The organism is Microbacterium sp. HA-8 (assembly GCF_046111165.1).
Classification (GTDB): domain Bacteria; phylum Actinomycetota; class Actinomycetes; order Actinomycetales; family Microbacteriaceae; genus Microbacterium.
Genome location: NZ_CP162025.1, coordinates 3251519 through 3270963 on the forward strand (window position 1 = coordinate 3251519; position 19445 = coordinate 3270963).

Sequence of the window (19445 nt, forward strand, 5' to 3'; positions counted from 1 at the left end):
TGTCATGTGATGTCACCGGTCAGTCTGATCGCATGACTACTTCGGTGTCCCAGCGGACTGTGCCCCTGTTCGTCGCAATCGCGATACTTTCAATAGCCGCGGCGACGATGTTCGCCACGGCGCTCACTCCGGGGGTTTCGCCGCTGCTAATCGCGATCTGCCTCGGGGTGCTGGTCGGGAATGCCCGCGTTGTTCCAGCCGCTGCGAGCAGGCCGATCTCGGAGGCGTCGAGGAAGTTTCTGCGCATCGGGATCGTGCTTCTTGGGTTTAAGTTGTCGCTTACGAGTCTGATGGTGATCGGATGGGGAGGAATCTTCGTTCTCGTCCTGACAGTCGCAGGCACGTTTCTGGGAACTCTCGCCATCGGGCGCCTGCTCCGAGTGTCACGTGTGACACGGATGCTGATTGCGACGGGATTCTCCATCTGCGGCGCTTCGGCGGTTGCCGCCATGAGCGGCGTGGTTGATAGGGAGGGAAAGCACGAGGAAGAGACCGCGCAAGCGGTTGCTCTCGTCACCATCTTCGGCACTGTGGCCATGTTCGCGATTCCTGCCCTGTCCCGAGCACTTGGGCTCAGCGATCTTCAAGCGGGGCTATGGATCGGTGCGAGCGTCCACGAGGTCGCACAAGTCGTCGCGGCGGGGGGCTTCGTTTCATCGGTGGCACTTGCACTCGCGACGATAGCCAAACTGGGCCGAGTCGTGATGCTTGCCCCCCTCATCGCGATCGTCAGTGCAACAAGTGGACGACGCTTCGGGACAGCGACCGCCGTCGGTAGACCTCCGGTGCTGCCGCTGTTCGTCGCTGGATTTCTCGCGGCAGTTCTTCTCAGGACGTTCGTTCCGTTTCCGGCCGAGGTCCTCGCCGTGCTGGAGTTTGGCGCGAATCTCCTTCTTACTGCCGCGATGCTCGGCCTAGGCTTTGCAGTCAACGTTCGGAAGCTCTTCGCCACCGGAGGGCGAGCGCTGGCGCTCGGGGCGATGTCCACATTGCTAGCCGCTTTAGTCGCACTCGGAGCGATCTTCGCTCTAAGCATCCGCTGACGATCACTGGCTGACGCCAACTAGCGACCGCGGTTTCGGCCGCCACTGCTCCGCTCGAGCGGCGCCGCTCGATCGGAGGGGTGGGCTGTAGCCGATAAGACACAGCTCACTCGTCGATTGTGTTGGCGACGGTTGAAAACGAGGCCATAGCGACGCGGTCGTCGACAGATTGCAGGGCGCGGCTTTGAGTAGTCCGGACGTGATCTCACCCACCCCAGGACGTCCTGAGCCTTTCCACGAATGAGGCACCCCAGAGTCTGGCCCGTTGACCGTCAGTCTTTGCATGTTGCTCGCGCGAATCTGGCTACCGCGCCCGCCCCCTCGGCCTGGCCCGAGGGGCTGATCAGTTTGGAGCTTCGATTGGCCGGCGCGACCGACGTCGCCGCCTGTCGCCACGCGGCAGTCAGGCTTACGCGATTCGCCATCACCCGTTCTCGCGAGGGACAGCCTCAGCATCTCCCCTAGCTGGCTTCACCCAAGACATAGAGAAGCACCCGGTCGCCACACACGCGCCGGCGCCGTTAATGGTCGCCCACCGGCGAGACTCCTCGCGTGTTTGTTCGAGCGACACGCCGCCGGGCCATGACTCGCTGACGGAGTCCCTGCCGCAGAGCGCCCAAGCGACCGACTAGATGTACCCGGCCATGAGGTTGGTGTCGTTTCGGGTCTTGTGAATAGAGAGAACCCCCGGGCTTAGCGGAGATGTCTGACGTCTTCACAAACTCGGAGGTTCTCGTGCCCCACGTAATGCCCGTCTGACCTTTTCGGGCGGCAGTTGATCATCGAACGTGCCCGGGCGGGCTGAAACAAGCGCATATCGCCGCGGCGATGGGGGTGTCCCGGAATTGTGTGAGGCGTTGGCTTGATCGTTACCGCGACGAGGGCGAGCAAGGGCTGGGGGATCGCTCCTCACGCCCTCACCGGTCGCCATCTCGAACGCCAGCGGTGACCGAGCAGGCCGTTGTCGAACTACGCAGGCAGGAACGCATCGGACGCGATGAGATCGCGGCGCAGCTGGGCGTGCCCGCGCACCGTGTCTCGGATCCGCGTCCGCTATGCCATGCCGCATCTGTCTCGGCTGGACCCGATCACGGGCGAAGTGATCCGCGCGTCCACGACCACCACGGTCCGCTACGAACGACAGCATCCCGGCGAGCTGGTCCATATGGACGTGAAGAAGCTGGGCCGGATCCCCGACGGCGGCGGCTGGAAAGCACACGGCCGATCAATGGGCTCCACCGCAGCGCGGAAACAGATCATCGTCGGGTTTGACTACGTCCACTCCCTCGTCGACGACTACTCCCGTCTGGCCTACTCCGAGGTCCTTGATGACGAGAAAGGCCCCACCTGCTCGGCGTTCCTCGAGCGGGCAATCGCCCACTTCGCCGCGCACGGGATACCACGCATCGAGCGGCTGATCACAGACAACGCCTGGGCCGACCGGTGGTCGCTGCGACGCGTCTGCGCCGACAACAGAATCCGGCAGATGTTCATCAAACCCCACCACCCCTGGCAGAACGGGAAGGTCGAGAGACTCAACCGCACGCTGCAGAGCGAGTGGGCCTACCGGCGCCCATACTCGTCCAACGACGCACGCACCCAAGACCTTGCGCCCTGGCTCGAGCACTACCCCGCTGGACGACGCCACTCAGGCCTCGGAGGCAAACCAACGTGATGGCCGGGTACAACTAGATCCTCTTGAGCCGCCCCCTTCATTCGGTCCGGACGTTCTGTGGGGACTGTCAGGAAAACGGTGGATCTGGGACTGGCCTGACCGAAAGGAAGGGCTGTGAGCCAGACCATCGAGATGATCGATCCTGTGACGGGAGAGATCATTGATCAGCAACAGATCGCCGAGCAGCTGCTTGCGCAGGCGAAGGAGCAAGGCGTCAGCCTCGTCGGGCCCGGTGGCCTGCTTGGCGGGCTGACGAAGACCGTGCTGGAGACCGCGCTCGAGGCGGAGATCACCGAGCATCTCGGCTACGACAAGCACGGCAGCTCGACTGGTGAGAACGCGCGGAATGGGACGCGTTCCAAGACCGTGCTCACCGAGGTGGGTCCTGTCGTGATCGAGGTGCCGCGGGATCGGGACGGGTCGTTCCAGCCGAAGATCGTGAAGAAGCGGCAACGGCGGCTGGACGGGATCGATGAGATCGTCCTCTCGCTCACCGCGCGAGGGCTGACGACCGGTGAGGTCGCGGCTCACTTCGACGACGTCTACGGTGCCTCGGTGTCAAAGGACACGATCTCGAAGATCACCGACAAGGTCATCGAGGAGATGACGGAGTGGCAGAACCGTCCGTTGGATCGCGTGTATCCGGTGGTGTTCATCGACGCCCTGGTCGTGAAGGTCCGCGACGGGCAGGTCCGCAACAAACCTTTTTACGTCGCTGTCGGAGTCACCGTGAACGGTGAGAGAGACATCCTCGGGATCTGGGCCGGCGACGGCGGCGAAGGAGCGAAGTTCTGGCTCGGCGTGCTCACCGAGATCAAGAACCGCGGCGTCGAGGACGTCTGCATCGTCGTCTGCGACGGACTCAAGGGTCTGCCCGAGTCCATCACCACGACGTGGGAGCACGCGGTCACGCAGACGTGCATCATCCATCTGATCCGGAACACGTTCAAGTACGCGTCACGCAAGTACTGGGACCAGATCGCTCGCGACCTCCGACCGGTGTATACCGCGCCGACCGAGGCCGCGGCACGGGCGAGGTTCGAGGAGTTCGCGGAGAAGTGGTGCACCATGTATCCGGCGATCCGCAAGCTCTGGGAGAACGCGTGGACGGAGTTCATCCCGTTCCTGGACTACGACGTCGAGATCCGCAAGATCATTTGCAGCACCAATGCGATCGAGTCTCTGAACGCCCGCTACCGCAGAGCGGTCAGAGCGCGAGGGCACTTCCCGAACGACGCCGCCGCGCTGAAGTGCCTGTATCTCGTGACGCGGTCGCTTGACCCGACCGGCCGGGGTCGGGCACGCTGGGTCACCAGGTGGAAGCCCGCACTCAACGCCTTCGCGATCACCTTCGAAGGCCGAATCAACTGAAATGCGCCAGGCCAGATCCACCGTTAATCTGACACACCCGTTCTGTGAGTCGTCGGTTTCCATTTGATGGGTGCACTGTCGAGCGTACTCGGCTGGGGGTAGGTAGCCGAGCGAGGAGTGCCGGCGGTGGTGGTTGTACTCGTCCTTCCAGTCGCCGATGATGACCTGCGCGTGCAGCAGCGAGTAGAAGCTGTTGATGTTGAGGCACTCGTCGCGGATCCGGCTGTTGAACGACTCGACGTACCCGTTGCGCCACGGCGAGCCCGGAGGGATGTAGGACAGGCCGGTGCGGGTGCCGGCCCAGTCGGCCATCGCCTCGCTGATGAACTCCGGCCCGTTGTCCGACCTGAGCACCGCCGGGGCGCCCCGGGCGGCGACGAGGTCCTCGAGGTGGGCGGTGAGTCGGTCGGCGGTAATCGAGCGCTCCACGAGGCCGCCGATGCACTCCCGGGTGTGTTCGTCGACGATCGAGCAGATCTTGATCGGTCGGCCGTGCTCGTCGGCGTCGAACTGAAAGTCCACTGCCCACACCACGTTCGGCGCGTCCGCCGTCGGCGCGTCGACGGTCGAGGACCCGACGCGCTTGCGTCGACGCCGCTGCGGGACCCGGAGCCCTTCGTCACGCCACAGGCGTTGGATCTTCTTGTGGTTCACCACCCACCCCTCGGCGCGGGCGTCGTGATACGCCCGCCGGTACCCGTAGCGGGGATGGTCCTTCGCCCAGGCGCGCAGCCACTCCCTGAACGCCCGATCCGGGTCCGCGACCGTGTCGCCCTTGAGCGGTCGCCGATACGCGGAGCGGCTCAGCCCGACCAGACGGCACGCCATCCGTTCGCTCACCCGCAGCTTGCGCTTGAGGTGATCGACGGCGGCGCGGCGCCTGTCCGGGCTTAGAAGTTTCCCTCAGCCAGCTCCTTGAGCGCGGCCTTCTCCAGCTCCGCTTCCGCGAGCAGACGCTTCAGGGTCGCATTCTGCTTCTCCAGCTCCTTCAGGCGCTTTGCGTCGTCGGCCTTGAGGCCGCCGTACTGGTTCCGCCACCGGTAGTACGTCTGCTCGGACACCACGAGCTCCCGGCACACCGCCGCGACGTCCTGACCGTCGGCGAGCATCCTGTCGGCCTGCCCGAGCTTACGGACGACCTGCTCCGGGGTGTGACGCTTCCTGCTGTTCGTCATGATCTGACCAGTCTCCCTGCCCGCGACCGCGGACAACAGGACGACTCTCATAACGACTGGACCTACGAAACGGGGTCAGCCCACTCTGCTCAGGGTCGGCTGAGGAATTCACTGCACTCGTCGTCGCTCCCCGACGGGAGCGACCGGATGATCTCGATGCGCCCCGGTGGAGATCCCCGAGCGCGCAAAATGTGCCACTTCCGTGCCGCGAGCTCCGCGACCAGCTCACGCCCGTCCCGGTTCATGGAGCGAGTACGGGATCAGCTCGCTCCCGCCTGCAACAAGCCGCCGGCTCAAGCGCTCGCCGCTCCAACTTTCCGCTGACGCGGGCGAGACAGCGGTCGATGTTCGTGCCCACCACTGCAATCGTAGGGAACCCTGGGTTCACCATCATCAAGGCGACGGTGGCGGTCGATGTCGTTCGTTCGCGTGCGAACCGATTCCGCACGGCTTGTATCGGGCTGTTTCGTTCACCCCTTGCGGCGTGGCAATGAGAACAGACGTGGGTCCTAAACCGCTGAGTAGCCGCCGTCGACAGTTAGCGTCGAAGCGGTGATGAACGAAGCGGCGTCCGAGGCAAGGAAGAGAACAGCGTTTGCAATCTCCGCAGGATCTGCAAGGCGACCCATCGGAGTGTTTGCCATCAGCTCTGCGCCCTTTCCACCCCGCGCCAGCATCGGCGTAAGCACAGAACCCGGAGCAACGACGTTGACCCGAACGCCATCGCGCGCATGGTTGATCGCCACCGTCTTTGCCAGCATGCCGAGCCCGGCTTTGCTGGCGTGGTAAGCGGCGTTCGACAACCCGGGTGTGGGAGGGGTGACTACTGATGCCGACACAGACCCGATGCAGATGATCGATCCTCCGCCTCGCACACGCATGCTCGGGAGCACCGCCTGCATCCCCAAGAATGGCCCGGTCAGATTGACGCGAAGTATCCGCTCCCAGTCGTCGAGGCTCTGATTCTCTGGTGCAGATGGAGAGTTGATGCCCGCATTGCACACGAGAACGTCAAGCTCGAGACCGTCTTGTGCAAGTTCGGCTATGACCCTCTCCCAGTCTTGTTGGCTTCCGACGTCTAGCTCACAGAAGCGCGCTTCGTACCCGTAACGGGAAAGCGCTTCGCACTGACTTAGAGCGCTCGCCTTGAGATGAGGAAGATCGGCGATCACGACACGGGCGCCGGCAGCTGCGAGCACCTGCACGATGGCGGCGCCGATTCCGCCGCTTGATCCGGACCCCGTTACGAGAGCGGTCCGCCCACTCAAGGTGGAGGAGTTCACCTGGCACCTGCGCTGTCATGTGTGCCGTAACGGGCCAGCACGCGCCGCCCGACGAACGACAGCAACCGATCGGCGAGGAATCCCAGGAGGCCGATGACGAGGATGCCCGTGAACATCGTGCCGGTCTGAAAGAACTGGCGCGCGGTGAAGATCATGTACCCAAGTCCTGACTCCGCAGAGATCATCTCCGCCGCGACGATCGTGGTAAAGGCATTCCCCATCGCGATACGTGCACCCGTAATCAAGAACGGGACGGTCGAGGGCACGGTGACTCTGAAGAAGACGTCAGCCGGGCCCATACCAAGGCTGCGTGCAGCCCATCTCTTCACGGTCGGAATCGCGTAGACCCCAGCAATCGCGTTGAGCACGACGATGAAGATGCTGCTGTAAGTGATGAGAAAGATCTTCGACCCCTCACCGATGCCGAACCACAGAATCGCGACTGGAAGAAGTGCGATCGGTGGAATGAATCGGAGGAAGTTCACGTAGGGATCGAGGAATCTCCGTAGCCAGGTTGAACTCCCCAGCAACAGCCCTAGCGGTATACCGACAAGGAGTCCAATGACGAAGCCGGTAAGAATCCGAAAGAGGCTCGCACTCGCGTTCGAGACCAGACTTCCGTTCTGCAGGCTCACGATGAACGCGTCCCAAGTCTGGGCGGGAGATGCGAACAAGATGGGACTCACGAAAAGTGAGACCAGCCACCACAGCGCGATCCCTACGCCGACAGACAGCACAGGAGTGAAGAGCCGTGCCAACCTGCTCTCGCCGGGACGCCACCCCTTGCTGGGCGGCTTGCCGGATCGGATGGTGCTCGTGGCTGTCAGCGTCCCGGTCATGCTGCGGCCTTCCGACTCGGCCGCTCGAGCGACGCGTCGATTGCGTTCCAGAGCTCGACGAACTCTGTACCGTGCGCGCGTGGTCGGGGGAGATCCACGTCGAAGGTCTTCGCGATGTGAGCGTTCGGCCCGGCAGACATCACCGCTATCCGATCGGCCAGCGCGATCGCCTCATCGATGTCGTGCGTGATGAGCAGAACTGTCTTGCGGTCCGCCGCCCAGATTCTCAGGAGTTCAGATTGCATTGCACGGCGCGTTTGGCTGTCGAGCGCTCCAAACGGCTCGTCCATCAGGAGAACCTCGGGGCTGTTTGCTAGCACCCTCGCGAGCTGCACGCGTTGCTTCATTCCTCCCGACAACTGACCCGGGTACTTGCGTTCCTGCCCTTCAAGCCCAACCAGGTTGATGTATTCTTCGGTGACCCGCGTCCGCTCGCGCTTCGGCATCTTCTTGACCTTGAGCGCAAGCTCTACGTTCTCCCGCACATTGAGCCACTCAAACAGTGCCTCGAAGGTCTGGAACAGCACTCCGCGATCAGATCCGGGACCAGCGATCGGCTGCCCGCGCTTCGTAATTGTTCCGGCAGTCGGGTCCTCAAAGCCGGCGAGCAGGTTTAGTAGCGTACTCTTTCCGCATCCACTCGGGCCGAGCAGACAGAACAACTCGCCTTCCCGAAGCTCAAAGCTCACGTCATTGAAGACCGTCTGCCCACCGGAGCTCGCAAAGCTCTTGGTGACGTGTTCGAACTTGATCACTCGAGCCCTCCGAGGTCGGCCGTCATCGCTTCCGGCACTGCGGCAGTCATGGGCGCGAGATTGACGAACTCACTCCACGTCGGGACTCCGGGAATCTTCTCGGTCTCGACCGCCCAGGTCGCGACGTTCGTCAGCGTCGATACGTGGTCATCGGTGAAGGAGACTTCGTACTTGAACAGACTAAAGGGGAGCTCCAGCGCATCAACTGGCACACTGAGCGTGTCGCTCAGGATCTGGATGGCTTCATCTCGGTTCTCTTCGGTCCACTGCGCTGCCGTGTCGAGAGCGCGGAGCACCGCCTCTGACGCTTCCTCGTCCTGACTCAAGCGCTCAGACGCGACGATGTAATTCCGGCTCGTCCAGTCGTACTCGTCTCCGTACTCGAAGATGTACGCACCAGCGACGGTCTGAACGGCGGTCTGCGTGATAGGTGCCCAACTAAAGAAGGCTTGAATGTCTCCCCGCGTGAAGGCTGCAACCATGTCGTCGGTGCCGACGTTCACGACCTCGATCTGGTCCGCATCCAGATCGTGATTCTTCACGAACGCGTGCATGGAATACTCCCCGCCGGACCCCAGCGTGACTCCGACTTTCACGTCGTCGCGCTCCAGATCCTCCGGGCTCTCGATCGACTCGGACACTGTCAAAGCGTGCACCTGCGGTCCGACCGCCATCGCCCCAATGATCTCCACCGCGCCCATGCCCTGCTCTTCAGCTTTCGCCCTCGCGGAAATGACTGGAAGATCGGTTACTGATGACAGATCGACTTCCCCAGCAAGTTGCGCTTGCAGCGCTTCGTTCCCGCTGAGGAACTGTCGGCTGGCGACTACGTTGATCCCCTCTTCAGCGAAGTAGCCGTTCTTCCAGGCCACCACGTAGAGAGCTGTACCGGTACCACCGTCAATTCCGAGAGTGAGATCGAAGGACCCTGCCGGCGCTTCAGAGGGAGAACCCGTTTCTGCGGAAGGGGAGCAGCCAGCTATGAGAGCGATGCTTGCAATGATTGCGATCCCCGCCCCCAGCACATGGGTGGGGCCAGATGTACGACGCATGTGATTCTCCTTTGAACGTTGCGATGAAGTAATCGTGTCCCTCTTCGTCGGGTTCAGTCCAATTGATTTTTATCGGACCTTCTAGTAGTGATACTAATGGAGGAAAGATCATGTCTTTGAGAAAGATGGAGTACCTACTTGCCGTCGTAGAGCATCAATCGTTCACGATCGCCGCACAACAGTTGCACATCACGCAGTCAGGTCTGTCGCAGCAGATTCATGCGCTTGAGGAGAATCTCGGAGTTCGACTTCTCGAGCGGCTCGCTCGCGGCGTGAGACTGACCGCCGCGGGCGAGGCGTTCGCGAAGCATGCCGAGATCGCTCTCGCGGCCGAGCGGCGAGCGTTCTCCGCCGTTGAGGATTATCGTGCAGGGCGCGCAGGACGAATCGACATCGCGACGGTGTACTCGGTAACAGTCAACCTTCTCCCGGGAGCGCTACGCGTCTGGTCTGCGCGCATGCCAGACGTGTCCGTCCGCATTCAAGAGTTTCAGCACCGAACTTTGCTTGAAGAGGCAGCCCGGACTGGAACCTTCGATTTAGCGATCGGACCGGAGCCTGATGACTGGGATGGACCGCTTGATCGGCTAGGCGCGGAGCCGTTTGTTCTCGTACTTCCTCGCGAGCACCCTCTCCGCGATCAGATTGTCCCCTACGAGCAAGATCACGTCGGTGCACCTGCTCGGTCACTTGGGAGACTGCCGACGTCGGTCCTTCACGGTCAGACTTGGGTCATGCTCAACGTGCCAAACGGGCTGCACGATCACGTTGATTCCCACCTAGCGGCCGCTGGCCTAGGTGGACAACGTGTAGCTCTTCGCACCTCGCAGATGGATGGGGCGGCGCGGCTGGCGGCCGCCGGCCTCGGCCTCGCACTCTTGCCAGAGCACGCGGTGGTTCCTGGATTGGACGCCCTCATTTGCGAGCCGGACCCACCACTTCGCCGTCACATGGCGGCCTTCGCCAAGACGGAGTACAGCGAGATGGTGCAGTTGTTGGTACGCACCATCGCAAGCACTCGAGAAGTGTTTGCAGGAAAGCCGACCACCTAAAGGTGGGTGGCCGACCTCCCTGCCTACGCGCCCAGAATCCCGGCGACAGAGAAGCCGCCGTCGACCGCAAGTTCTGCCCCTGAGATGTGGCTCGAACACTCGCTGGCTAGAAACACGATTGCTCCGGCGACTTCCTCGGGCCACCCGAGACGTCCATCCGGCGTTCGTTCCGCCCGACGTCGCTGCGCCTCTTCGGACTGCATTCCCGCCGCCAGAGGAGTGTATGTCGGTCCTGGTATGACGGTGTTGACTCGAACACCGCGTGGTCCGAGCTCGCTCGCTAACGAGCGCGAGAGCGCGACGACGGCGGTCAAGTCCTGGGACGTGGATGCTCCTATTGCTGTCAAGCGGCCAGTGGTGGGCTGATCTGCTCCAGGATGGCGGTCGCTCGGGCCTCGAGTTCAGGGTCGGCGCGAGTGCCGATCTCGAGTCGTCGGAGCCGCTGGTAGGGGACGCCGAGAGTGGCGGCGAGAACGCTGATCGGGATGCCTTTCGCTTGTCGGCGTGCTCGGAGTTCGCGCCCGACGGGATTGTCGGTGGCGGGATTGAGCAGAGCGGCATAGATCTCGTTCGCGACGTGTCGTTTGAGGCAGCGCATGATGTCACGGTCGGTGAGTTGCTCCGAACGACGCCTCTCGAAGTAGGCCATCGTCCGAGGCTCGCGATGCCGCATGCGCAACAGCACAATCCGGTGCAGCGCGGCGTTCGCGTGCCGGTTCCCGCCGCGAGAGAGTCGATGCCGTGTGCGTTGTCCGGAGGAGGCGGGGATCGGGGCGACACCGGCGAGAGCGGCGAAGCTGGCGCGGGTTCCGAGCCGCTCGGGGTTGTCGCCCGCGGCGACCAGGAGCGTCGCTGCGGTGACAGGACCGACTCCGCTCAGGGACAGCAGCGTGGGGTTGACCTGCCGGACGAGCATCTCCAACTGTTGTTCTATCAGGTCGATCTCGGCTTGCATCGTGAGGTGTCGGACCGCGAACCGTCGCAGTGTCTGCCGGGCGACGACCGCGGGATCGGGGGACGTGATTGTTCCGGGCCGAGTCTTGGCGAGCGTGTTCACCAGACGCTGCCCGCTGAGAGCGCGGAACGCCTGTCGCACGAGCTCGGGTGCGGTGATCAGCAGCGCGTGGATCTGGTTCATCACTTGCGCTCTGGCCTTGGCCGCCGAGCGCCGCTCTGCGAGGAGGATCCGCATCGACTCGACCGCGCCATCACCAGACTTTGGGATCGCGGTGTCCGTTCCTGAGAGGACAGCGACCGCTGCCTGGTGGGCGTCGAGGGGGTCGGACTTGCCGCGACGACGGCGGGCTTGCCGGTCCTGTCGCGCGACTTCGATGACGGTCAGCCCCGCCGTGGTCAGCGCGCGTGCGAGGCCAGCCCCGTACGACCCCGTTCCCTCCACCCCGATACGGACGACATCACCGTGCGCGTGGAGGAACGCGACGATCTGCGCGTAACCGCGACCGTCGGCACGGAACTCTCGGTCCGCGACAGGTCGGCCCACGAGATCGAGGATCGCGACGTGATGCGTGTTCTTGTGCGTGTCGACCCCGGCGACCAACTCGGAGCCTGGTGGCAACGGGTTGGTCAGCGGCGGGTCGAGTGTCATGCTCGTCATTGACGGGATTCCCTTCCAATGGTGATGAACGTCACCGCGGGTCGGGTGAGTGCAGACAGCACAAAGGTGAGACGACTTTCCGGTCAGGCTCCTATCAAGTCATGTGCCCGCCCGGCCCGCAGCGACCCCGGCGTCGACGGACAGATCCACAAAAAGACAGCCGCGAACGGCGTCCGTGTAATTTCGGGTCACGCCGGCGCCGGAGCCGAATCCATCATCTCTGTGTATCGGTGATCGTGTGATCCCTCGTGTCGAGGTCAGGCTGTGAGGGCCCGAAGGTCGGGTTCGATCACCTCCTCTGTGGTGGGTTCGCCGACGCGGCGTGCGGCGGCGAGGGCGTCGAGGCCGAGGTAGCGGCGTTGCTCGGCCCACTCGTCGTGTTGCTCGGCGAGGACGGCGCCGACGAGCCGGATGATCGCGTCGCGGTTCGGGAAGATGCCCACGACGTCGGTGCGGCGGCGGATCTCCCGGTTGAGGCGTTCGTTCGGATTGTTGGACCAGATCTGCCGCCAGATGCTCTTCGGGAACGCGGTGAACGCGAGGATCTCCTCACGTGCGGCCTCGAGGTGCTCGAACGACCTGGGGAGCTTGTGCTCGAGCGCGTCCAGGACGCGGTCGAACTGGGCGTGCACGGACTCCGCGTCGGGCTGGTCGAAAACCGTGCCCAGCAGGGTCTTCACCCATGGCCACGAGGACTTTGGGGTCACGCTCATCAGGTTCGCCGCGTAGTGGGTTCTGCACCTCTGCCAGGACCCGCCGACGGTCGCGCCGATCGCTGCGACCAGACCTGCGTGTGCGTCGGACGTGACGAGCTTCACGCCGGTCAGGCCTCTCGCGACGAGGTCGCGCCAGAACGTCAGCCAGCCGGCGCCGTCTTCGGTCGAGTTGACTTGCAGACCGAGGATCTCGCGGTAGCCGTCGGCGTTCACGCCGGTCGCGACCAGCACCGCGACCTTCACGACCCGGCCGCCCTCGCGGACCTTCATGGTGAGCGCGTCGGCGGCGACGAACGAGTACGGGCCGGCGTCCAACGGCCGGGTGCGGAACGCGGTCACCTGCTCGTCAAGGTCGCGCGCCATCTCCGACACCTGCGACTTCGACAGCCCGGTGATCCCGAGGGTCTTCACCAGGTCATCCATCCGACGGGTGGACACGCCGAGGAGGTAGCTGGTCGCGACCACGGTGGTCAGTGCGGCCTCCGCGCGGCGGCGGCGTTCCAGCAGCCACTCCGGGAAGTAGGTGCCCTGCCGGAGCTTGGGGATCTTCACGTCGATGGTCCCGGCGCGGGTGTCGAAGTCGCGGTGGCGGTAACCGTTGCGACGGTTCACCCTGTCGTCGCTGATCGTGCCGTAAGCGGCGCCGCAGATCTGGTCCGCGTCCGCGGATAGCAGCTGGTTGATGAACGTGCCGAGCATCTCCCGCAGCAGATCGGGAGACGCCTGCGCGAGGTGGTCTTCGAGGAAGCGGGCAGGGTCGATATCGTGGGGTGAGACGGTCATCGTCGGGGTCCTTTCGAGATGGATGTGAAGAGTTCTCTCGAAGGATCACGCGGTGACCGTCGCTACGTCCGCAGCGACACGGTCACCCGATCCGTACACAGAGATGATGGATTCGGCTCCGGCGCCGGCGTGACCCGAAATTACACGGACGCCGTTCGCGGCTGTCTTTTTGTGGATCTGTCCGTCGACGCCGGGGTCGCTGCGGGCCGGGCGGGCACATGACTTGATAGGAGCCTGACCGGAAAGTCGTCTCACCTTTGTGCTGTCTGCACTCACCCGACCCGCGGTGACGTTCATCACCATTGGAAGGGAATCCCGTCAATGACGAGCATGACACTCGACCCGCCGCTGACCAACCCGTTGCCACCAGGCTCCGAGTTGGTCGCCGGGGTCGACACGCACAAGAACACGCATCACGTCGCGATCCTCGATCTCGTGGGCCGACCTGTCGCGGACCGAGAGTTCCGTGCCGACGGTCGCGGTTACGCGCAGATCGTCGCGTTCCTCCACGCGCACGGTGATGTCGTCCGTATCGGGGTGGAGGGAACGGGGTCGTACGGGGCTGGCCTCGCACGCGCGCTGACCACGGCGGGGCTGACCGTCATCGAAGTCGCGCGACAGGACCGGCAAGCCCGCCGTCGTCGCGGCAAGTCCGACCCCCTCGACGCCCACCAGGCAGCGGTCGCTGTCCTCTCAGGAACGGACACCGCGATCCCAAAGTCTGGTGATGGCGCGGTCGAGTCGATGCGGATCCTCCTCGCAGAGCGGCGCTCGGCGGCCAAGGCCAGAGCGCAAGTGATGAACCAGATCCACGCGCTGCTGATCACCGCACCCGAGCTCGTGCGACAGGCGTTCCGCGCTCTCAGCGGGCAGCGTCTGGTGAACACGCTCGCCAAGACTCGGCCCGGAACAATCACGTCCCCCGATCCCGCGGTCGTCGCCCGGCAGACACTGCGACGGTTCGCGGTCCGACACCTCACGATGCAAGCCGAGATCGACCTGATAGAACAACAGTTGGAGATGCTCGTCCGGCAGGTCAACCCCACGCTGCTGTCCCTGAGCGGAGTCGGTCCTGTCACCGCAGCGACGCTCCTGGTCGCCGCGGGCGACAACCCCGAGCGGCTCGGAACCCGCGCCAGCTTCGCCGCTCTCGCCGGTGTCGCCCCGATCCCCGCCTCCTCCGGACAACGCACACGGCATCGACTCTCTCGCGGCGGGAACCGGCACGCGAACGCCGCGCTGCACCGGATTGTGCTGTTGCGCATGCGGCATCGCGAGCCTCGGACGATGGCCTACTTCGAGAGGCGTCGTTCGGAGCAACTCACCGACCGTGACATCATGCGCTGCCTCAAACGACACGTCGCGAACGAGATCTATGCCGCTCTGCTCAATCCCGCCACCGACAATCCCGTCGGGCGCGAACTCCGAGCACGCCGACAAGCGAAAGGCATCCCGATCAGCGTTCTCGCCGCCACTCTCGGCGTCCCCTACCAGCGGCTCCGACGACTCGAGATCGGCACTCGCGCCGACCCTGAACTCGAGGCCCGAGCGACCGCCATCCTGGAGCAGATCAGCCCACCACTGGCCGCTTGACAGCAATAGGAGCATCCGCACTGCCGGACGCCACCACGACGGCTCCCTTCGATGCCGCATACGCGGTCTGCCCAGGTGTGCCGAGCACGGTTGCAGTCGAGCCAACGTTCACTATCGCCCCCGAGCCTGCGTGCGCCATCCAACGCGCCACACACTGAGATACGAGAAATGTTCCTGTCAAGTTGACGCCGACTACCCTGTTCCAGTCCGAGATGCTCGTCTCGAGGAACGCCTTCGTTAGCCCCACGCCAGCACAGTTGACGAGCACGTCAATTCGGCCGAATGTGGAGAGCACCCGCGATACTGCGCGTTCCACGGATTCCGGATCACGCACATCCGCACTGATGGACAGCCCATGGCTCGATACCTTCTCCTCAGCGGCCCAATCGAGACTGGCAGTCACGTAACCGGCGTTGACCAAACCCGCGATGACGGCTGCCCCGATCCCAGAGGCCCCGCCGGTCACCACTGCGACACGAGGTCGCTTGGGATCGCCGTCGGGCACCACGACTAGACCGAAGCGGCAAGCATCTCGCGATGGTCATCAACGTGTGACGACTGAGGGGCATCCAGGCCGAGAATCCTGGCGGCGTTTCCGAACATGATCTTGCCGAGAGCATCGTCGCCGATTTCGAACTGTGCGAACCTCTCGTATGCAGTTATCGGATTGAAGGGAAATGCGCTCGCGTAGACGACCTGATCCTGTAGGACCGTGCCGGCAGCTTCCAGGAACGGCTCGGAGCCAGGGAGCGCGTAATAGATGGACGCCTCGAGATAGATGTTGCTTCGGCGATACGCAAGCGCGATCAGTTCAGTGACATGGGGGTAGGTGCCGTGAGACATCACGAACGTCACCTCAGGGAAGTCCTCCGCGACGATGTCCATGGCCCACGGATCGGCGAATCGCCCGCACACCGGTCCGACCGTCACCACCACGGGGATCTCGAGCTCGGCTGCCGTCTCGTAGATGGGATAGAACTGCCGGTGGTCGGGCGTCTGCCGGAATCCCTCCGGGTCAACCGACACTCCTCGCATGCCAAGCTCTCCCACGGCTCGCCGCAACTCCTTGGTGGCAACGCGACGCATGCCAGGGTCAACTCCTGCGAACCCGATGAGCTTTCCGTCTGACTTCTCGACGCACTCCGCAATGTAGTCGTTGGTGAAGCCAACGGTGGGTGACGACGGATCGCCCACCTGCCGCCCCGTGAACACGCCGAGCGTTACGTCCGACTCGCCAACCTCCGCCAACCAAGACTCGAAGCTCTGCTCACCTGGGTACGGCCCGAACTTGGGGCGGGCCCACAGCTTCTCCGCCGCCGGGCCGGAGCAATGCTCCATGTATGTCGGTGTATTCGGACGCAACCGGAAGTCGATGATTCCCACGTTGTAACCCTTCTCGCTGATCTGATGAGCCTCTCCGGCTGTGTTCATCATCCGCAGAGTCGAATGAACAGTCCAATTGAATCTTCTGCGCCTTGCCATAAGCGCAGCTAATTTGCTCAGCTTCGGGATCACGAGATTTAGATTCCGGACGGCATAAGCGTGCGCGCACTCTGGCGTTTCTTCGCACGCCCTCAAGTTGTCCGCGACGTAGCTTGGAGACTGACGGAGCATGACCCGCTTTTCGCGACACCTGAGTTGAGACGATGATCGTCTCGGAACGAGTCCGTGAGATGCCCACCATATGAGCCGGAGTTTGGCGTCGAGCAGTTGATCTTGTCGCGCAGTTCAAGCCTGTCGCGCAGGCGGCGCGTGATCTCTGGATCAGCGAGTCATGCCTGCGGAATTGGATGAAGCGCGAGGCGGTCGACAGTGGACGCAAGGCGGGGGTGACGACCGACGAGCACAAGCAGCTCATCGAGTTCCGGCGTCGGAACCTGGTGTGGAGGTCGCAACCGGGTATTGGAGATGGAGATAGAGATTCTCAAGCACGCCAGCGCCTACTTCGCCCGGGAGAACGTGCTCCCAACGGTTTCGCCGGACGATGCACCTAGCGAGAGGTGCTGGTGGTGTGCGGGCGTGGTCGAATCATGAGGCAGTTCCGTGATCCCGACCGCAGGAACCCGACCATCAGTCAGCGACGAGGGTCTAGAGTTCGCCGATCGCTTGCCCGAGCTGCAGATACATGTCGCTGACCGCAGCGTCGTTGACCTGATATCGAACACGCTGCCCCTGACGGACCTCATCCATCGGCGGTTCAGAAATCAGTAGGCCCGATGTCATCAGCGCTGCAAGGGACTTAGCAACCGTCGGAATCGGTATCTCGAGCGCCCGCGAGATCTCAGCGCGAGAAGCCGGTCCGTTGGTCCGAAGGAAACCGATGATGCCCGCGCGCACCATATTGCCAAGGGCTTTGATGGGGTCCTCCGCATGCTCGCTATGACGAGGGCGGGCGTATTTGGGCACGGGACTATTGTGGCGCACCGGCTCCGCGAGCACTCGACAAACTGGGTAATTTAGTGATTCACATGATGAGTGTATCTCTGTAGTATCCACATATGTCAACCGCTAGATCAACCCCGCAGTCGCTCAGAGTCAGGCATAGCCGAGCCATGTCCCCCATACTCCCTACAGACAAAGGCGGATCAACGCGGCTATTCTGCGAACGGCCAGTTTTTTGCACAACCACACTCGCCCACGACGGACCCCCGTGGCGCGAGCACCGAAACATTGCGCCTCACCCTTTACGGTTCTTTCGCGCCTGCATAGGATGCCGGAAAGGCAGCTCGAGCTGGCCCCACCGTCGCGTCTCGCTCCACTGCTCACAACCAGCAGGGAGGCCAGTGCCATGACGACGCCGCAGACACCACGCCGTTCGACCGGACTGCCCTGGGCAATTGCCGGCGGGGTTGTCCTTGTTGGCGGCATCGCGGCGCTCGTCGCTGCGGCGATCATCAACACAACAACATCCGATGCTGGACCACGCACCTCGCCTCCCAGCACCAGCGCGAGCGGCGCGCCCTCGGCCGCGCCGCCCACGCAACCAACCGAAACGGGCGTCGTAGACGACGGCGTTACGGTGCAGGGTTGGGTCCCTGAGCCGATAACGCGCGATGAAGACGTCTATATCCGCGCAGCACTAGCAGCCGCCGCGACCTTCGACACCACCCTCGCAACACGAGACGAATGGCTGGCGTACCTCGACACATGGTTTACACCGGATACGCGATACGCATCAGGGGTTGATCGAGAAGCTCAGCTTGATCAGGCTCGCCTTGAACTCCGCCAGTCCGTCGTTCTCCCCGAAGACATGTGGAACTCCCTCGCGGCAGAAGACGGCCGAGTCGAGGCAGCCGCGTCGGCGGAGATCGCCTACTCCCCCGTGCCGGAGAACCCCCCTGGAGACATGTTCATCGGCGAAGCGGATGTGCTGCTCACCTTCACATCCAAGACAGAGGGGGCACAGGAGACGAGCTACGAGCAGACGGCGCGCGTTCGCGTGCAGGTACTGTGCGGCGGCGAGTCAATCCCGACCCTCGGCTCGGCGCAGCAGGTTGGCGATTGCAAGGTCGTTCGCTTCTTCGGCGCGGACGGCAGTTGACATGCCGCATCCCTCAGTCGTTGCCGCCGGTATCGTCGCGCGGTCAAAGACGTTGCGCCGCCTGGTTCTGCTCGCGGTGCTGGCGGTAGCCCTGGCGGGCGGAGCTATCGTCACTCCCCTCGTTGCGCTTCCCCTTGCCATCGCAGCGCACGGTACACCCGCAGTGCAGCCCGGAACGATCGACGGACGCACACCGGTCGTCGTCGGCGAATGGGGCTACCCACTCGCGGGCGATTACACCAAAGGTCGCGGTTTCGGCTTTCACCCGGTCAAGGGATGCTCCTACTGCCCCGCGGACCACAAGGGCTATGACATGTCGCAAGGATGCGGCGCGGCCATATTCGCTGCCGGCCCTGGCACCGTCACAACCGCCGGCAGCATGGGCCAGTTCGGCAACAGCGTTGTGGTCGACCACGGCGATGGCATCCAAACGATCTACGCCCATCTGGAGTGGGGCTCGATCGCCGTCGAAAAGACTCAGCAGGTCTCGGCGGGCACGCGCCTCGGCGCCGAAGGGACGACGGGCCTCTCCTGGGGATGCCACCTGCACTTCGAACTGCGCATTGACGGCGCCCGCCTCGACCCCGCACCATTCATGGCCGCCCGCGGTCTTCCCCTCGCCTGACCGACGAACACCAAGGAGCCCGGATGCCACTCAACGACCTACTCGTCCCGTTCGACGTGGACGTCCCCGAAATTCAGCCCGACTTCTCGGCGCCCTTCTTCCAGGGGTTTCAAGTCATCGCGTCCTACATACTGGCCGGCGCGATGATCGTCGTATTCATCATGCTGGTCATCGCGGGTGCCGCCCTCGCTTTCCGCGGACTCGCGCCCGACCGCGTCAGATCGTGGGCGGGCGAGAACATCGCTTGGATTTTCATCGCCGCCGCCATCCTGGGCGCCGCGAGCGGCCTGTTCGCCTGGTTCGTCAACTTCGACTTCGGATTCTGAC

At 63.5% G+C, this 19445-nt stretch carries 17 protein-coding genes and 2 pseudogenes; 8 read left to right on the top strand and 11 right to left on the bottom strand.

Annotation, left to right across the window (positions count from 1 at the left end; all coding sequences use genetic code 11):
- Window positions 1-32: 32 nt before the first annotated feature.
- From AB2L57_RS15530 to AB2L57_RS15540, 3 genes and pseudogenes are all read left to right on the top strand, one after another.
- Entirely contained in the window at window positions 33-1043 is a 1011-nt protein-coding gene (locus AB2L57_RS15530) for a YeiH family protein (protein WP_157813847.1), read from the top strand.
- Window positions 1044-1798: 755 nt separating this feature from the next.
- Window positions 1799-2718, top strand: a pseudogene (locus AB2L57_RS15535) (IS481 family transposase).
- 132 nt (window positions 2719-2850) lie between these two features.
- Complete coding sequence (locus AB2L57_RS15540) at window positions 2851-4089, top strand: IS256 family transposase (protein WP_409048637.1); 1239 nt, start codon at window positions 2851-2853, stop codon at window positions 4087-4089.
- Window positions 4090-4128: 39 nt separating this feature from the next.
- Here the strand turns inward: AB2L57_RS15540 and AB2L57_RS15545 are convergent.
- The 5 genes and pseudogenes from AB2L57_RS15545 to AB2L57_RS15565 form a co-directional block, all read right to left on the bottom strand.
- Window positions 4129-5264: pseudogene (locus AB2L57_RS15545) on the bottom strand (IS3 family transposase); the annotation flags it as partial.
- 509 nt (window positions 5265-5773) lie between these two features.
- Window positions 5774-6547, bottom strand: a complete 774-nt coding sequence (locus tag AB2L57_RS15550) for an SDR family NAD(P)-dependent oxidoreductase (RefSeq protein ID WP_100809647.1) — start codon at window positions 6545-6547, stop codon at window positions 5774-5776.
- Entirely contained in the window at window positions 6544-7386 is an 843-nt protein-coding gene (locus tag AB2L57_RS15555) for an ABC transporter permease (protein ID WP_103663514.1), read from the bottom strand. Before AB2L57_RS15555 ends, AB2L57_RS15550 begins: the two co-directional genes overlap by 4 nt.
- Complete coding sequence (locus tag AB2L57_RS15560; RefSeq protein ID WP_103663513.1) at window positions 7383-8141, bottom strand: ABC transporter ATP-binding protein; 759 nt, start codon at window positions 8139-8141, stop codon at window positions 7383-7385. Before AB2L57_RS15560 ends, AB2L57_RS15555 begins: the two co-directional genes overlap by 4 nt.
- On the bottom strand, window positions 8138-9193 hold the full coding sequence (locus AB2L57_RS15565) for an ABC transporter substrate-binding protein (protein WP_100809643.1): 1056 nt from the start codon (window positions 9191-9193) through the stop codon (window positions 8138-8140). The genes AB2L57_RS15560 and AB2L57_RS15565 overlap by 4 nt, the downstream gene beginning before the upstream one ends.
- Before the next feature lie 110 nt (window positions 9194-9303).
- Here AB2L57_RS15565 and AB2L57_RS15570 point away from each other — a divergent pair, with 110 nt between their 5' ends.
- Window positions 9304-10245 (top strand): LysR family transcriptional regulator, encoded by a 942-nt coding sequence (locus tag AB2L57_RS15570; protein WP_100809642.1) that lies wholly within the window; start codon window positions 9304-9306, stop codon window positions 10243-10245.
- Window positions 10246-10268: 23 nt separating this feature from the next.
- Here AB2L57_RS15570 and AB2L57_RS15575 read toward each other — a convergent pair whose 3' ends face one another.
- From AB2L57_RS15575 to AB2L57_RS15585, 3 genes are all read right to left on the bottom strand, one after another.
- Complete coding sequence (locus AB2L57_RS15575; protein WP_409047518.1) at window positions 10269-10592, bottom strand: SDR family oxidoreductase; 324 nt, start codon at window positions 10590-10592, stop codon at window positions 10269-10271.
- The gene (locus AB2L57_RS15580) at window positions 10589-11860 is read right to left on the bottom strand and encodes an IS110 family transposase (RefSeq protein ID WP_409046946.1); all 1272 of its coding nucleotides are present in this window, start codon (window positions 11858-11860) and stop codon (window positions 10589-10591) included. The genes AB2L57_RS15575 and AB2L57_RS15580 overlap by 4 nt, the downstream gene beginning before the upstream one ends.
- A gap of 257 nt (window positions 11861-12117) precedes the next feature.
- Complete coding sequence (locus AB2L57_RS15585; RefSeq protein WP_100809640.1) at window positions 12118-13359, bottom strand: IS256 family transposase; 1242 nt, start codon at window positions 13357-13359, stop codon at window positions 12118-12120.
- A 321-nt stretch (window positions 13360-13680) separates the two neighbouring features.
- On the opposite strand from AB2L57_RS15585, the gene AB2L57_RS15590 reads away from it, so the two are divergent.
- Window positions 13681-14952 (top strand): IS110 family transposase, encoded by a 1272-nt coding sequence (locus AB2L57_RS15590; RefSeq protein ID WP_409046946.1) that lies wholly within the window; start codon window positions 13681-13683, stop codon window positions 14950-14952.
- On the opposite strand, the gene AB2L57_RS15595 is transcribed toward AB2L57_RS15590, so the two are convergent.
- From AB2L57_RS15595 to AB2L57_RS15605, 3 genes are all read right to left on the bottom strand, one after another.
- The gene (locus AB2L57_RS15595) at window positions 14930-15460 is read right to left on the bottom strand and encodes an SDR family NAD(P)-dependent oxidoreductase (RefSeq protein ID WP_409047519.1); all 531 of its coding nucleotides are present in this window, start codon (window positions 15458-15460) and stop codon (window positions 14930-14932) included. The two genes, AB2L57_RS15590 and AB2L57_RS15595, sit on opposite strands and share 23 nt — an antisense overlap.
- Window positions 15461-15462: 2 nt before the next feature.
- Complete coding sequence (locus AB2L57_RS15600; protein WP_157813846.1) at window positions 15463-16386, bottom strand: amidohydrolase family protein; 924 nt, start codon at window positions 16384-16386, stop codon at window positions 15463-15465.
- 654 nt (window positions 16387-17040) lie between these two features.
- On the bottom strand, window positions 17041-17358 hold the full coding sequence (locus tag AB2L57_RS15605) for a helix-turn-helix transcriptional regulator (protein WP_146048083.1): 318 nt from the start codon (window positions 17356-17358) through the stop codon (window positions 17041-17043).
- A 382-nt stretch (window positions 17359-17740) separates the two neighbouring features.
- Between AB2L57_RS15605 and AB2L57_RS15610 the strand changes: the two genes are divergently transcribed.
- The 3 genes from AB2L57_RS15610 to AB2L57_RS15620 are packed head-to-tail and all read left to right on the top strand — an operon-like array spanning window position 17741 to window position 19444.
- Window positions 17741-18493: a hypothetical protein gene (locus AB2L57_RS15610; protein ID WP_157813845.1), complete on the top strand. Its 753-nt coding sequence runs from the start codon at window positions 17741-17743 to the stop codon at window positions 18491-18493.
- 1 nt (window position 18494) lies between these two features.
- Window positions 18495-19118 carry a M23 family metallopeptidase gene (locus tag AB2L57_RS15615; protein WP_157813844.1) on the top strand — a complete coding sequence of 208 codons (624 nt, stop codon included), beginning with the start codon at window positions 18495-18497 and terminating at the stop codon, window positions 19116-19118.
- Between the two features lie 23 nt (window positions 19119-19141).
- A complete protein-coding gene (locus AB2L57_RS15620) occupies window positions 19142-19444 on the top strand; it encodes a hypothetical protein (protein WP_100809635.1) in 303 nt (100 codons plus the stop codon).
- Window position 19445: the final 1 nt, after the last annotated feature.

Excerpts from the sequence above, each read along its gene's own strand:
- AB2L57_RS15600 (WP_157813846.1), bottom strand. The coding sequence starts at position 16,386 with ATGATGAACACAGCCGGAGAGGCTCATCAGATCAGCGAGAAGGGTTAC.
- AB2L57_RS15570 (WP_100809642.1), top strand. The coding sequence starts at position 9,304 with ATGTCTTTGAGAAAGATGGAGTACCTACTTGCCGTCGTAGAGCATCAA.
- AB2L57_RS15555 (WP_103663514.1), bottom strand. The coding sequence starts at position 7,386 with ATGACCGGGACGCTGACAGCCACGAGCACCATCCGATCCGGCAAGCCG.
- AB2L57_RS15540 (WP_409048637.1), top strand. The coding sequence starts at position 2,851 with ATGATCGATCCTGTGACGGGAGAGATCATTGATCAGCAACAGATCGCC.
- AB2L57_RS15580 (WP_409046946.1), bottom strand. The coding sequence starts at position 11,860 with ATGACGAGCATGACACTCGACCCGCCGCTGACCAACCCGTTGCCACCA.
- AB2L57_RS15620 (WP_100809635.1), top strand. The coding sequence starts at position 19,142 with ATGCCACTCAACGACCTACTCGTCCCGTTCGACGTGGACGTCCCCGAA.
- AB2L57_RS15615 (WP_157813844.1), top strand. The coding sequence starts at position 18,495 with ATGCCGCATCCCTCAGTCGTTGCCGCCGGTATCGTCGCGCGGTCAAAG.
- AB2L57_RS15585 (WP_100809640.1), bottom strand. The coding sequence starts at position 13,359 with ATGACCGTCTCACCCCACGATATCGACCCTGCCCGCTTCCTCGAAGAC.
- AB2L57_RS15530 (WP_157813847.1), top strand. The coding sequence starts at position 33 with ATGACTACTTCGGTGTCCCAGCGGACTGTGCCCCTGTTCGTCGCAATC.
- AB2L57_RS15610 (WP_157813845.1), top strand. The coding sequence starts at position 17,741 with ATGACGACGCCGCAGACACCACGCCGTTCGACCGGACTGCCCTGGGCA.
- AB2L57_RS15565 (WP_100809643.1), bottom strand. The coding sequence starts at position 9,193 with ATGCGTCGTACATCTGGCCCCACCCATGTGCTGGGGGCGGGGATCGCA.
- AB2L57_RS15590 (WP_409046946.1), top strand. The coding sequence starts at position 13,681 with ATGACGAGCATGACACTCGACCCGCCGCTGACCAACCCGTTGCCACCA.